We start from the raw sequence: 13,291 nt of genomic DNA on the forward strand, positions 1-13,291 counted from the left end.
CGCGCCGCGCAGGCCGCGCCGCGCAGGCCGCGCCGCGCAGGCCGCGCCGCGCAGGGCCATTCACGACCGGGCGGTCATTCCGTACAGGGCGTATTCGACGACGGCGTCCGCGTAGTCGTGCGTCAGCGGGAGCGTCCGCAGCAGCCAGCGGTGGGCCAGGGGACCGACCAGCAACTCCAGGGCGACCCGGAGGTCGAGGCCGTCCCGTAGCGCACCCGCGCCGCCCGCCCCCGCCGACCGCGCCGCGCGCAGGCGCTCCACGTACAGCCTCAGCTGCGGCTCCAGCAGCCTGCGGGTGAACTCGGCGCCCAGGGCCGGATCGACGATCCCCTCGGCGGCGAGGGCGCGGTAGGGAATGTCGTAGGCGGGGTTGTTCAGCTCGTCCACCGTGGCCCGCAGCACCGCCTTGAGGTCGGCCTCCAGATCACCGGTGTCGGGGATCTCGTACACCGCCTCCTCGGCGCCCGCCTCCCGGGCCGCCCGCTCGCCGAGGTCGAGGAACGCCTCCAGCAGCACGGCGCCCTTCGAGGGCCACCAGCGATAGATCGTCTGCTTGCCGACCCCGGCGCGGGCCGCGATGCCCTCGATGGTCGTCCGCGCGTAACCGACCTCGCCCACCATGGTGAGGGCGGCGTCGTAGATCGCGCGGCGCGACCGCTCGCTGCGCCGTGCGGAATCGGGGGCCTTGCCGCCGTCTGTGCTCTGAGCCATGGCAGCCAATCTACCCACGGACAAGTCGATACGTTTCGTCTCGCGGCGCGGGGCAGGGACACGCCCCGGGAGGCTCCACACACCACGCGATCACACACGATCCCCCCTGGTCACCTGCGGTCATCCGCAATCACCCGGACGGATTCCAGCGCGTCTCCGCGCGGAGAAACGGTCGAAGCGGATATTGGCTCTTGCGCCCCGCCGCGCTCGCCGTACGGGACGCGCCTCCCGCACCCGTGCCCGGGTCCGTCGCGGGCCGGCGGTCGACGGTCACCGTCGCCGGCCGTCCGTCGCGGGCGGCGGGTCGTCCGCGGCCGTGTGCCGCCGGCCGACCGCACGTCCGCCCGTCCGCGCCGGCCGCCGTGCACACGGTGCGCACCACCGCTCGTGAGGAGCCGACCTTGCCTCGTGACGCATCCCCCCGCAGCTATCTCATGTGCCCGCCGCACCACTTCCGGGTCACCTACTCGATCAACCCCTGGATGGACCCGGCCAAACCCGTGGACCTGCGGCTGGCGCTCGCCCAGTGGGAGGTCCTGCGCGACCGCTACACCTCCCTCGGCCACGCCGTCCGGCTGCTCGACCCGCTGCCCGGCCTGCCCGACATGGTCTTCGCCGCGAACGGCGCCACGGTCATCGACGGCCGGGTGCTGGGCGCCCGCTTCGCCCATCCGGAGCGCCACCGGGAGGCGGCGGCACACCTGGAGTGGTTCCGTGCCCACGGCTACCCGGACGTCCGGGAACCCACCCACGTCAACGAGGGCGAGGGCGACTTCGCCGTCACCGCCTCCTGCCTGCTGGCGGGGCGCGGCTTCCGGTCGAGTCCGCTCTCCCACGACGAGGCTCAGGAGTTCTTCGGCCGGCCGGTGATCGGGCTGGACCTGGTCGATCCGCGCTACTACCACCTGGACACGGCCCTGTGCGTCCTGGACGACAGGACCGACGAGATCATGTACTTCCCGGACGCCTTCTCCCCCGGCAGCCGGTCCGTCCTCGCCCGGCTCTTCCCCGACGCGCTGATCGCGACGGAGACGGACGCGGCGGCGCTCGGCCTGAACGCGGTGAGCGACGGCCGGCACGTCCTGCTCCCCCAGGCCGCGGCCGGCCTGTTCGCACCGTTGCGCGACCGCGGCTTCGAACCGATCGGCATGGATCTGGGCGAGTTGCTCAAGGGCGGCGGCGCGGTGAAGTGCTGCACGCAGGAGTTGCGGGCGTAACCGGTCCCTCCCCGTCAGCCCCCGTCAACCGCTGTCCGCCCCGTTCCGGGCTACGCGTCCGGCGGGGGCCAGGCGTCGCCCCACGCCGTGTCCCGGGCCGCCCGGTAGAGGGCGCCGTGGCGCTTGGTGACCGTCTCCCGCGTGAGCCCGTCGCCGCTGCCGCTGTCGCCGTTCCCGCCGGTGTTCCCGCCGCCGTTCCCGCCGCCGTCCCCGTCGCTCCCGCCCGTCGTGCACAGGTCGAGCAGCACCTGCCCCTTGCGGATCTGCGGCTTGCGGGTCACCCGGGCGGGTGCCGGGCGTGCGTCGAAACGCACCGCCGCCACGTACGCGAACTTCTCGTCCTCATACGGCAGAGAGCCGCCCTTCACCTGCCGGTGCAGCGAGGAACGGCTGACCCGGGCCGCGAAGTGGCACCAGTCGGTGCCCGGCGCGATCGGGCAGGCACCGCTGTGCGGGCAGGGCGCGGCGACGCTCAGCCCCGCCGCGACCAGCCGCTCCCGGGCCTCGATGATCCGCAGGTGGCCGTCGGGGGTGCCCGGCTCCACGACCACCACGGCCCGCGCGGCGCGGGCCGCCTCGGTGACGAGCGCGGCGCGGTCCGGTCCGGTGAGTTCCTTCAGCACGTACGAGACGGTCACCAGGTCGCAGTCGGGGAGGGTCAGCGCGGTGCCGATCCTGGCCTGCCGCCACGCGGCGGCGGTCAGCGCGGGGGCGGCGGAGGCGGCGGCCAGTTCGCGGCCGACGGCGAGTGCGGGTTCGGCCCAGTCCAGGACGGTGGTGGTACGGGTCCCGGTGTCTGCGCCGTCCCCTCTCCCGTCCCCTCCCCGGTCGCCCCAGGTCGCGTCCGCCGCCCACACCGCGGCGCCCGTGCCGCCCCCGACATCGACATGGCTGGCCGGAGCCCAGTCGGGCGCGGCGGCGGCGAGCCCCGCCAGCGCCGCCCGTACGGCCTCGAAGGTCGCGGGCATGCGGTACGCGGCGTAGGCGACGACGTCCGACCGGTCACGGAGGACGGGCGCGTCGGTCGGGGTGGTGCCCCGGTAGTTGGCGATCAGCCGCTCGACGGCCTGCCCGGCCCGGCCGGGCTCCAGACCGTCCAGCAGTTCCGCGAGCGCCGTCCGCAGTGTGTTCCTGGAATTCACCACCGACATTCTAGGCGCGGTGCCGCCCCGGACGTGCGGCACGTGCGCGGGCGACGGTGCGGCATGCGTACGGGGCGAAGATACGCGACGGACCTACGCCGACCTGGCCCTTCCCGGCTACTCTGCGGTACTGGCGGTGAACTGCACGTCGTATAAACCGAGTTGTTAGGCTGACGGCCCTTGTCATGCGGTGACACTCCTTCCTCGGGGGGACCATGAGACTGCCCTTCAACAGGGTGAGCATGAGACGACCCTTCCGCAGGGTGCCCAGGAGGCAACCCGGACCTCAGGCGTTTCACACGGTCACGGTGCGACAGCGGATCGTGCGCCTCACCCTGGTGGGCGGCCTGACACTGTTGGCGCTGCTGCTCCTGCTCACCACCCTCGATGTGAAGAGGAAGAAGGCGGACACGGCCGAGGAACGGCCCAAGAAGGCCGTGTCACGCACCGTGCCGTCGATACCGCGGCTGAACGTCCCCCCGGCGTACGACACGACGCGCGGCTGGGAGATCACCGGCGTCTCACCCGACCACGCGGTCGCCGTGGACACGGACCGGGTCGCCTACGTGGAGCGGGTCGACGACGAACGCTTCCGGGTCCGGACGCTGGACGCCACGACCGGGGAGCGGACGTGGGACGGCGCGCCCTGGTGGCCGCTGTTCCCCGGCGACCGCTATCCCCGCCTGCTCTCGGTCGCCAAGGACGGCGAGGAGTACTTCGTCGCCTGGTCGTACGGCAGGCCCGACACCGAGGAGCGCAAGCCGCCGCAGCCACTGATCTCCCTGGACATCTACAAGGCGGGCGACGGCACCCGGCGGCGGGTCGAACTCCCATGGCCGAACGCACCGGTCGTCCGGGGCTCGGGCCCCGGCATCGTGGTCAGCGACGGCAAGGCCACGAGCGCGGTGGTGGACCCGGCGACCGGCGACGTGGTGAAGGCCGGAACCGGATCGCTCGGTTACCCGAAGGGCTGCGAGAACTGCCGGAAGCTGACCGAGGTCCACGGACTGACGGACAAGGGCCTGCTGGTCGGCGGGGTGAGGGAGTTCTGGGTACGGGGCGGCTGGTACAGCCGGAAGACCGCGCCGAAGGGCACCGACGCCGCCTCGGGCGTACCGGCCTCACTGGCGCGCGGCCACCTCCTCGCAAGGTGGCAGCCGAAGAAGGGCGCCAAGGACGCGCGTACGCACCAGGTGTGGGCGCTGCACGACGCCGCGAACGGCAAGGCCGTGGCCCAGGTCCGGTGCCGGAAGCCGGCGATCGTGCCGAGCGAGGAGCCGCAGCTGGTCGCCTCGCCCAACGGCCGCTACCTGGTCGCGGGGCGGCTCGCCTTCGACCTGGAGGAGAAGAAGGGATACTGCTTCGAGGAACCGGACGGCACGGATCCGCTCACGCTCACGACGGTGACGAACGACGGGGTGGCGTACGGGGCGACGAGCGCGCGCAACGTGACGGACGCGCTCACGCGCGGCGGGGAGCCGGTCCAGGTGGACCTGACGACGGGTGTGCCGGATCCGCTGCCGGACAATGTGCGGCTGGCGAGCGGCGAGGGGACGTCGACGGGGCTGTTCCGCTGGACGGACGCGAAGGACGTCCCGCACCTGATCGGGTACGCGCGGCGCGGCGGCGGCTGACCGACCGGCGTACAGACGGTCCGTACGCGCGGCGGGCCCGTGCTCGTACCCCGGACGAAGGGGCCGGCCCGGGCCCGCCGCGCGTGGTGCCGGCTCAGGCCGACGTGTCCCTCCGCCGCCCGCGCTCCGGTGTGCGGTGCGGCTGCCACGGCCGTACGAGTGCCAGGAAGCAGCCCAGCGATCCGAGTGCGCTGACCACCTGCACCAGCGCCATCGGCACCGCCGTCTCCTCGCCCGCGATCCCGACGAGCGGTGAGGCGATCGCGCCGATCAGGAACGACGCCGTACCCACCAGCGCGGACGCCGACCCCGCGGCGTGCGGCGCGCGCAGCAGCGCCGAGGCGTTGGTGTTGGGCATCGCCAGCCCCATCGCGGACATCAGCACGAACAGCGCCACCGCGATCGGGAGGAGCCCCACCCGGCCGAACACCCCGGTCGTCATCAGCAGCAGCGCCACCCCGGCGAGGGTGATGACGCAGAGCCCGAAGCCGAGCACCCGGTCCATGCTGACCCGGCCGACGAGAATCTTGCCGTTGATCTGGCCGACGGCGATCAGACCGATCGAGTTGACGCCGAAGAGCAGGCTGAACGTCTGCGGGGAGGCGCCGTAGATCTCCTGGACGACGAACGGCGACGCCGAGATGTACGCGAACAGCGCGGCGAACGCGAGGCCGCCCGCCAGCAGGTAGCCGGTGAAGACCCGGTCGGCGAGCAGTCCGCGCATCGTGCGCAGCGCCTCACCGACCCCGCCGCTGTGCCGCTCCTCCTCCGGCAGCGTCTCGTGCAGCCACTTCCAGACGACGAACGTCAGGACGGCGCCGATCCCGGTGAGCAGGACGAAGATGCCCCGCCAGTCGGTCAGGCGCAGCACCTGCCCGCCGATCAGGGGCGCGACGACCGGCGCGACGCCGGAGATCAGCATCAGGGTGGAGAAGAAGCGCGCCATCTCCACGCCGTCGTACAGGTCGCGCACCACCGCCCGGGCGATCACGATGCCCGCCGCGCCGGCGAGCCCCTGCAGCAGGCGGAAGCCGATGAGCAGTTCGGTGGTGGGGGCCAGGGCGCAGAGGGCGGTGGCGGCGACGTACACGACCATGCCGAGCAGCAGCGGCCGGCGCCGTCCCCATCTGTCGCTCATGGGGCCGACCACGATCTGGCCGAGCGCCATGCCGGCGAGGCAGGCGGTGAGCGTGATCTGGACGGTCGCGGCCGGTGAGCCGAGCGAGCGGGTGACCTCCGGGAGGGCCGGGAGGTACATGTCCATGGAGAGCGGCGGCAGCGCGGTGAGCCCGCCGAGTATGAGGGTGACGAGCAGCCCGGCGCGACGCGCGGCGACGACAGCGGCGGGGGCCGGCACGGGAGCGGAAGGGGTGGGCGGTGCTTGGCGCTGTTCCGGCACCTGACCAGCCGTCAGGCCGTGGGTACGGCCGGGCGCGAGGCCGTACGTACGGTCGTCCGTCCGGCCTGGTCCCCGCGTGGGCCCCGAGCCGCGCCCTTCGGGCGGTATATGTCCTTTACGTCCTTCGGTGGTCTGGCCGCCGTCCGGCATTCCTGTCTCCATTATTGTCGAATCCTTACCTATGCTCTCAGCTCAGCCGGACTGGTCGACACCGTTTATGGGGGCAGCTATGGCAGCGGGAGCGGTTCAGGGAGCACACGGCGAGCCCGTCGTGCGCTGGGGCGTGCTGGCGACCGGGGGCATAGCCGCGCGGTTCACGGCCGACGTCCGGGAACTGCCGGACGCCGAGATCGTGGCGGTGGCCTCGCGGAGCGAGGCGGCGGCGCGGGAGTTCGCGGGGCGGTTCGGGATCCCCCGCGCGTACGGCTCCTGGGCCGGACTGTTCGCCGATGCCGAGGTGGACGTGGTGTACGTCGCGACACCGCACTCCGCGCACCGGGCCGCCGCCGGCGCCGCCCTGGCGGCGGGAAAGCCGGTGCTGTGCGAGAAGGCGTTCACGCTGGACGCCCGGCAGGCCGGTGAGCTGGTGGCGCTGGCCCGGGAGCGAGGGCTGTTCCTGATGGAGGCCATGTGGATGTACTGCGATCCGGTCGTCCGGCGGCTGGTGGAGCTGGTGCGGGACGGCGCGATCGGTGACGTCCGCACGGTCCAGGCGGACTTCGGCCTCGAAGGCCCCTTCGACCCGTACCACCGGCTGCGCGACCCGGCGCTCGGGGGCGGTGCGCTGCTGGACCTCGGCGTGTATCCGGTGTCGTTCGCGCATCTGCTGCTGGGCGAGCCCGACCGCGTCCAGGCCGACGCCCTGCTCTCGCCCGAGGGCGTCGACCTGAACACCGGGATCCTGCTGGGCTGGGACTCGGGCGCGACCGCGCTGCTGAGCTGCTCGCTCACGGCCGGGACGCCGAGGACGGCGACGGTGACGGGCACGAAGGGGCGGATCGAGGTGCCGGCGGGCTTCTTCGCCCCGGAACGGTTCACACTGCACCGGGCCGGTGCCGAACCAGAGGAGTTCACGGCGGCCGGGGTCGCGGGCGGGCCGCAGGTCCTGCACGGCTTGCACGGCTTGCACGGCTTGCAGCACGAGGCGGCGGAGGCGATGCGCTGCCTGCGGGCCGGCGAGACCCAGTCGCCGCTCGTCCCCCTGGAGGGAACGCTCGCGGTGATGCGCACGCTCGACGCGGTACGGGACCGCATCGGCGTCCGCTACCCCACGGACCGTGACCCCACGGACCGTCCGGCCGGGCCCGGCTCCCCCGGCCCGTACGACGCCGTCACACCGGCGTAGCGCCTTCTCGCCCCGGCCAGGAGCCGCACGGGCGAAGTCCACCACCTGGACGAACTCCGGATGGAGAACGGAGATCGGGGGCAGACCGGACACGGACACCGCTCCCTCCACCGGTTCGGGGCAGTGACACGTACCGGTCAGCGGTGCTCCCACTCCGACCGGCGGCCGCCTTTCACCGGCCCCGAGCCGGGAGGACCATCAACGGGTGTCTGAACTCGAGCCCGAAGAAGCATCCCAGGCGCGGGAGCCCGTAACGAGGCTGTCCACTGACAGCGTGCCGGCGCGGGACCGGTTTGAGTGGTGGGTACATCGAATACGTCAGGATGTCATGCCCACAGCGATGATCAGCGATCACGCCGACCGCTTCCGCGGCAGAGTCGACGTGTCCGACCTGTCCGGCACCACAGTGATGGCCCTCACCTTCTCGCCACTGTCGGGTCGTCGAAGCCCCGCTCTCATCCGGCATCACGACCCGGAGGACTATTACCTGTTCGTGGTCCACGGCAGCCCGATCAGACTGGAACAGTCCCGCAATGTCACATGCCTCACGGCCGGAGACATGGCCTTGTTCGACACCTCCCACCCGCTGACCGCCGACTTCCTCGACCATGGCCGACAGAAACGTCTGACGCTGATGCGGCTGCCCAGGGCCTCCCTGCCACTGCGGGGCGATACGGCGGACTGCCTGCTGGGCAGCACTCTCCTCAGGCGAACCCCGACAGGGGCGCTGCTCGGCCAGTTCCTGTCCGGATTCCGGGAGAACTCCGTCGCGTGCGGCTCGGCGGAACTGCGTCGGCTGGGCCGCATCGGATTCGATCTGGCCGTCACTTTCCTCGCGAGCCACATCGACGCGCAGCGCACCCTGCCCATGGAAACCCGTGAGCATGTACTGCGCGCACGCATCGAAGCGTTCATCGAACACAACCTCGGCGATCAAGGTCTACGGCCGGCCACCATTGCCGCGTACCACCACATATCCGTACGCATGCTGCACCAGCTGTTCCAGGGCCAGCCCGAGACGGTCAGTGCGATGATCCGGCGACGCCGCCTTGAACGGTGCAAGGCCGACCTTCTCAACCCGCGGCTGAGACACCACACGATTGGCGATATCTCCGCCCGGTGGGGATTCCGCCACCCCGCAGACTTCAGCCGGGCCTTCCGTGCCGCCTACGGCGCGCCGCCCAGGGATCTCAGACACCGGGAATCCCACGGCCCTGGCACCTGACCGTGCGCCGCTTGCCAAGCCTCTCCGCGCTCTGTGCCAACGACTCGAGACACGAGACGCGGCACAGTGAATGCCCAGTAGGCCACAAGGGTCTCACCGAGCCCCTTCCACTCTTCGCCGAGGAGAAGACGTGCGCACAAAAACGCTCGCCGTGCTGGTGGTTGTCACCGCGGCGCTCGCCGGGCCGGCGGCGGCGACCGCTTCGGCCGCTCCGGCATCCCTCTACAACTGCACCGCCAAATACGTCGAGGGCAGTCTGGGACACAAGGGAGCGACAGTGACCTGCCAGGGCGGGGCGAACGACTACTTCTTCGCCTCCATCGACTGTGAAAGGTTCGACAATCACTACGTCTACCACCATGAAGGTCCGGTGGTCCGAGCCGGGCAGACGTCGACGGTGTGGTGCGATCTCAACGCCAAGGTGATACGCATCTTTTACACCTCGGCCTGAGTCGGTCTCCGAACCGAGGTGTGCCCGACCTCGGCACACCTCGGCTCTCGTCCTCGCGGGCCGTACGAACTGCCGGCCTACACGTTGTTGACTCAGCCTCAGTAATGCCTGAGCAAACGAAGGGCCGGGGCCGTCGGCGGCTTCCGTCACCCGGGGGACAGAGACGCGTTGAAGATCCTGGCTTACCGGTTGGTCAGGTCCACGAGGACCCCACAGTGCGGGTCGTCCGGTGCGGGCTGGTGGCGTTCCTCCATCCACGCAGGGCACTTGTTGTGCGGCTGGTTGCGGCAGAAGGCATTGATGACACCAATCGTCTGCCCTCTGCCGACGTCAAGCGCCTGAAAGACCGGAAAGGGCCCCCGACGCAGGTCAGAGGCCCTTTCCGAGGCAAAGCTGCAGGGCGCGGCAGACGAGTCGGGCTGTACGCCGGGTTCTGTCGCCCGGTCGCCTCGCGGCGGCCGGGGAGACGGCCATCCATCTAGGACCGGCGTTGCCGCCGGCCTCGTGCGGTCCACCCGCGGACTCGGGCGGGCAGCCCTCGGTCGTCCGCGCAGGGCCATCAGCCGATGGCCCCTCTTGACCTTGCTCCGGGTGGGGTTTACCTAGCCGTCCGAGTCACCTCGGACGCTGGTGGTCTCTTACACCACCGTTTCACCCTTACCGGAGACCGAAGTCCCCGGCGGTCTGTTTTCTGTGGCACTGTCCCGCGGGTCACCCCGGGTGGGCGTTACCCACCACCCTGCCGTGTGGAGCCCGGACGTTCCTCGGCAAGATCGGAGATCTTGACGCGGCCGTCCGCCCGGCTCGTCTGCCGTGCTGACCATGGTACCCGGCGGGCGGCACCGGCCGTCCCACCCTCGCCCGGGGCGCCCTGGCGCGGGGCGCCGGTCGCCTACCCTGGCGCGGGGGCCGTGCCCGCCGCCCGGATACCCGTTACCCGTCGTACGCCGTCGAGGAGAACCACCGTGCTCGTGCTGTTGCCGCCGTCGGAGGGGAAGGCCGCCCCCGGGCGCGGCGCCCCGCTGAAGCCCGAGTCGCTCTCCCTGCCGGGCCTCGCCGAGGCAAGGGCCGCCGTGCTGGACGAGCTCGTGGAGCTGTGCGCCGCCGACGAGGAGAAGGCGCGGACGGTGCTCGGGCTGAGCGAGGGGCTGCGGGGCGAGATCGCGAAGAATGCCCGGCTGCGCACCGCCGGCACGCGTCCCGCCGGAGAGATCTACACCGGCGTGCTCTACGACGCGCTGGACCTGGCCACCCTCTCCCCCGCCGCCCGGCGCCGGGCGGCGGCCTCGCTGCTCGTGTTCTCCGGGCTGTGGGGCGCGGTACGGGTGGGCGACCGCATCCCCTCCTACCGCTGTTCCATGGGGGTCAGGCTGCCGGGGCTCGGCGCGCTGGGCGCCTACTGGCGTACGCCGATGGCGTCCGTCCTGCCGGAGGCGGCGGGCCGGGGGCTGGTGCTCGACCTGCGCTCGGCCGCGTACGCCGCCGCCTGGAAGCCGAAGGGCGAACTGGCCGCGCGGACCACGACCGTACGGGTGCTGCACGCGCAGACCGATCCGGTGACCGGCCTGGAGAAGCGGTCCGTGGTCAGCCACTTCAACAAGGCGACGAAGGGCCGACTGGTACGGGACCTGCTGACGACGGGCGTCCGGCCGAAGGACCCGGCGGAGCTGGTGGAGGCGCTGCGGGACCTGGGGTACGTGGTGGAGGCGACGGCTCCGGCGAAGGCGGGCCGCACCTGGGCGCTGGACGTGGTGGTCACCGAGATCCACTAGGGCGTGTTGCGAAAGTAGCGCCGTCCGCCCGAAGGGCGGGGCCGGCGGCGTCTGGTGCGTGCGATCGCAAGGCGGAGGATCGTCCTCGTACTGGATCGTCGCCCAGGATGCCGAGGCACAGCCCGCTGTTGGCCACCCGCACCCGGTAGCCGCCCGCGACGGGGGTGTCGACCGGCTCGAAACGGAACTGCTGGGTGGTGCGGTCCGGCTCGCAGGTGGGCCAGGGTTCGAGGAGGTTCCTGACGGCGTGGTTCTCGGCCGTCAGGACCGTGAGGCATCCCTTGCCGTTCTTGGGGTGGTGCCACTGGATGTAGTTCAACCCGTCGCCGACGCGTTCCAGATAGGTGTGCGGCGGGGTGGCACCGGAGCAGTTCCGCTGGACGGCGACCGCGCTCTGGTACCGGCCCTTGCGGTCCCGGCCCTCGGTGACGCACAGCGAGGGCGCCCCGGCGGGGCGTATCCGGGACCAGCCCTCGGCGGGGGCCCGGGAGGCGGCGTCCCCGGGAGTCTCCGGCAGCAGGATCCACGCTCCGAGGAAGATCAGGGCGAGCACCGGCAGCGATACGAGCAGCACTCGGCGCGAGCCGGGGCGACGTCCGCCGGGCCGCACCGGCGGAACCCCTGGCTCCGCGCCCGTGGCCGGCAGCGCGGGAGCGGCTTCGGAACCCGGGCCCGTACCGGGAGGTCCGGGAGGACCGGCCGGTTCGGAACCGGGAGGGTCGGCGGGCGCCGTGGGGACAGCCGGTCCGGCCGGCTCCGGAGCGGCGGCCACGCGTTCCCTGGCCGCCAGCCACACGGGCACCTCGTCCGCGTACCCGCAGGCACGGACGAACGCCGCGACCACCTCCGGGCGCGGCAGCGACCGGCGGCGCAGGACGTCGGCCAGGGTGCTGCGCGCCAGTACCTCACCGCGCTCCGCCGCCCGCTCCTCCAACTGCCGGTACGTCAGACCGGAACGTTCCTTGAGCCGCACCATGCGCGCGACGAATTCCGTGGCGTCTTCCACCCCGTCCGGTGACACGCCCCCCGAGCCCCCCGAGCCCCCCGGCTTCCCCATGCCGGGCATCATGACGGCGCCCGGCGCGCAGGACAACGCGGAAATCCGCCAACCTCGGCGCTCCGCACGCGGATCCGGACAACCGCTGTGACCAGGCCGGACAGCCGGGCCGCTGTCCGGGACAGCCCGTTCGTGTTGCGACTGTCCGGGGGTCTCTCGAAGAGTCTTCGGTGGCGCCGGCAGGCCCGTTCGCCCCGCCGGCCGGCCGATGTCCGCAGACACCCGTCAGCCGCGCGATACGCCGCGATACCCGCAGAAGGAGGGTTCACGCTGTTCCCCACCATGTTCCGAGGCGAGGACGTGTCCACACCGGGGAGTGAGGAATTCCCGGTGGCTCCACGCACCCTGGGTCTCGGCGCCGTGACCTTGACCGTCCTGCCGTCCTCGGCGGTGTCCGAACGGCGGTCCCCGCCACCGGCCGGCCGGCCCGGCCCGGCGTCGTACCACGTGGCTCTGTATTCCGGGGAGTTGGCCATCCACGACAGCTCCTTGGCCTGGGCGGCGGCCACCGGACGGGAAGGCTGCTTCCTCGCCCACGTCCGCCTCCCGAAAGCCCTGCTGCCGCTGCCCAGGGAGAGAGCCGACAGACTCGTCGGCAGACGGCTGCCCGCGGGCGAGGGCATCGCCGCCCTCGTCGCGAACGTCCTGGTCGCCCTCGCCTCCGACAGCCGCCCGCCGAGGCCCGCGGACGCCGCCCGGTTGGGCACCGTCGTACTCGAACTGATCACCGCGCTGTTCGCCCACGAACTGGAGCTGGAGCTGGAGGACGAATCCGGGCATCCGCCCGTCCGGGGGTCGTTGCTGCCGCGGGTCCAGGGCTTCATCCGGAGCCGCCTGGGCGATCCGGGGCTCTGCCCCGACAGCGTCGCGGCGGCGCACGGGATCTCCACCCGCCATCTCTACAAGGTCTTCCAGGAACACGGGCTGACGGTCGCCGCCTGGATCCGCCAGAGCCGTCTGGAGCGCTGCCGCCGTGACCTGGGCGATCCGGCGCAGTGCTCCCGGCCGGTCCACGCCGTCGCCGCCCGCTGGGGGTTCGCCGACGGCGCGCACTTCAGCCGGGCTTTCCGGGCGGCGTACGGGATGCCGCCCCAGGAGTACCGGCTCCGGACCCACGGGCACACCGACCGGCGGCCATGTCACGCCCCCCGGCCGCCCGCCACCCCCGGAAACCGGCCGCCCGCCGTCCCCGGAAACCCGCCGTATGCGGAAAGGGTCAACAACCGTGCGGGAATCGCCAACGACACCCCCGCGCGCGACCGGCAGGCTCGGACCCGCAGCACGGCGGACCCGCATCACGAACCGTGAGGCGATCGCCTTCACACAACGGGAGGAAGC

General features: G+C 72.2%; 11 protein-coding genes and 1 other RNA gene. 7 read left to right on the forward strand and 5 right to left on the reverse strand.

Annotation, left to right across the window (positions count from 1 at the left end; genetic code table 11):
• Positions 1-60 precede the first annotated feature (60 nt).
• The gene (locus IG02_RS0114345; protein WP_030746484.1) at positions 61-711 is read right to left on the reverse strand and encodes a TetR/AcrR family transcriptional regulator; all 651 of its coding nucleotides are present in this window, start codon (positions 709-711) and stop codon (positions 61-63) included.
• A gap of 371 nt (positions 712-1,082) precedes the next feature.
• On the opposite strand from IG02_RS0114345, the gene ddaH reads away from it, so the two are divergent.
• Positions 1,083-1,928: a dimethylargininase gene (gene ddaH / locus IG02_RS0114350; protein ID WP_420707742.1), complete on the forward strand. Its 846-nt coding sequence runs from the start codon at positions 1,083-1,085 to the stop codon at positions 1,926-1,928.
• Positions 1,929-1,978: 50 nt separating this feature from the next.
• Here the strand turns inward: ddaH and IG02_RS0114355 are convergent, their stop codons facing one another.
• A complete protein-coding gene (locus IG02_RS0114355) occupies positions 1,979-3,070 on the reverse strand; it encodes a small ribosomal subunit Rsm22 family protein (protein ID WP_420707743.1) in 1,092 nt (363 codons plus the stop codon).
• 308 nt (positions 3,071-3,378) lie between these two features.
• On the opposite strand from IG02_RS0114355, the gene IG02_RS0114360 reads away from it, so the two are divergent.
• A complete protein-coding gene (locus tag IG02_RS0114360) occupies positions 3,379-4,704 on the forward strand; it encodes a hypothetical protein (RefSeq protein WP_030746493.1) in 1,326 nt (441 codons plus the stop codon).
• Positions 4,705-4,798: 94 nt separating this feature from the next.
• Here IG02_RS0114360 and IG02_RS0114365 read toward each other — a convergent pair whose 3' ends face one another.
• Positions 4,799-6,253 (reverse strand): multidrug effflux MFS transporter, encoded by a 1,455-nt coding sequence (locus tag IG02_RS0114365; protein ID WP_051764992.1) that lies wholly within the window; start codon positions 6,251-6,253, stop codon positions 4,799-4,801.
• Between the two features lie 79 nt (positions 6,254-6,332).
• Between IG02_RS0114365 and IG02_RS0114370 the strand changes: the two genes are divergently transcribed.
• The 3 genes from IG02_RS0114370 to IG02_RS0114380 all read left to right on the forward strand — a co-directional run bounded on the left by IG02_RS0114370 (position 6,333) and on the right by IG02_RS0114380 (position 9,124).
• Positions 6,333-7,448, forward strand: a complete 1,116-nt coding sequence (locus IG02_RS0114370; RefSeq protein WP_051764995.1) for a Gfo/Idh/MocA family protein — start codon at positions 6,333-6,335, stop codon at positions 7,446-7,448.
• Positions 7,449-7,653: 205 nt separating this feature from the next.
• The gene (locus tag IG02_RS0114375) at positions 7,654-8,673 is read left to right on the forward strand and encodes a helix-turn-helix domain-containing protein (protein WP_030746502.1); all 1,020 of its coding nucleotides are present in this window, start codon (positions 7,654-7,656) and stop codon (positions 8,671-8,673) included.
• Between the two features lie 130 nt (positions 8,674-8,803).
• Positions 8,804-9,124, forward strand: coding sequence for a hypothetical protein (locus tag IG02_RS0114380; protein ID WP_158712291.1), 321 nt, complete (start codon positions 8,804-8,806; stop codon positions 9,122-9,124).
• Between the two features lie 406 nt (positions 9,125-9,530).
• Here the strand turns inward: IG02_RS0114380 and rnpB are convergent.
• An RNA gene (gene rnpB, locus IG02_RS37795) (RNase P RNA component class A) lies at positions 9,531-9,931 on the reverse strand.
• 158 nt (positions 9,932-10,089) lie between these two features.
• Between rnpB and yaaA the strand changes: the two genes are divergently transcribed.
• Positions 10,090-10,896 (forward strand): peroxide stress protein YaaA, encoded by an 807-nt coding sequence (yaaA, locus tag IG02_RS0114385; protein ID WP_030746507.1) that lies wholly within the window; start codon positions 10,090-10,092, stop codon positions 10,894-10,896.
• On the opposite strand, the gene IG02_RS0114390 is transcribed toward yaaA, so the two are convergent.
• The gene (locus IG02_RS0114390; RefSeq protein WP_158712292.1) at positions 10,880-11,953 is read right to left on the reverse strand and encodes an XRE family transcriptional regulator; all 1,074 of its coding nucleotides are present in this window, start codon (positions 11,951-11,953) and stop codon (positions 10,880-10,882) included. The two genes, yaaA and IG02_RS0114390, sit on opposite strands and share 17 nt — an antisense overlap.
• Before the next feature lie 330 nt (positions 11,954-12,283).
• On the opposite strand from IG02_RS0114390, the gene IG02_RS37775 reads away from it, so the two are divergent.
• Positions 12,284-13,261, forward strand: a complete 978-nt coding sequence (locus IG02_RS37775; RefSeq protein ID WP_158712293.1) for a helix-turn-helix domain-containing protein — start codon at positions 12,284-12,286, stop codon at positions 13,259-13,261.
• Positions 13,262-13,291: the final 30 nt, after the last annotated feature.

Origin of the sequence: Streptomyces sp. NRRL F-5135 (assembly GCF_000719775.1) — a bacterium.
GTDB lineage: Bacteria > Actinomycetota > Actinomycetes > Streptomycetales > Streptomycetaceae > Streptomyces > Streptomyces hebeiensis.

Excerpts from the sequence above, each read along its gene's own strand:
- IG02_RS0114345 (WP_030746484.1), bottom strand. The coding sequence starts at position 711 with ATGGCTCAGAGCACAGACGGCGGCAAGGCCCCCGATTCCGCACGGCGC.
- IG02_RS0114365 (WP_051764992.1), bottom strand. The coding sequence starts at position 6,253 with ATGCCGGACGGCGGCCAGACCACCGAAGGACGTAAAGGACATATACCG.
- IG02_RS0114370 (WP_051764995.1), top strand. The coding sequence starts at position 6,333 with ATGGCAGCGGGAGCGGTTCAGGGAGCACACGGCGAGCCCGTCGTGCGC.
- IG02_RS0114390 (WP_158712292.1), bottom strand. The coding sequence starts at position 11,953 with ATGGGGAAGCCGGGGGGCTCGGGGGGCTCGGGGGGCGTGTCACCGGAC.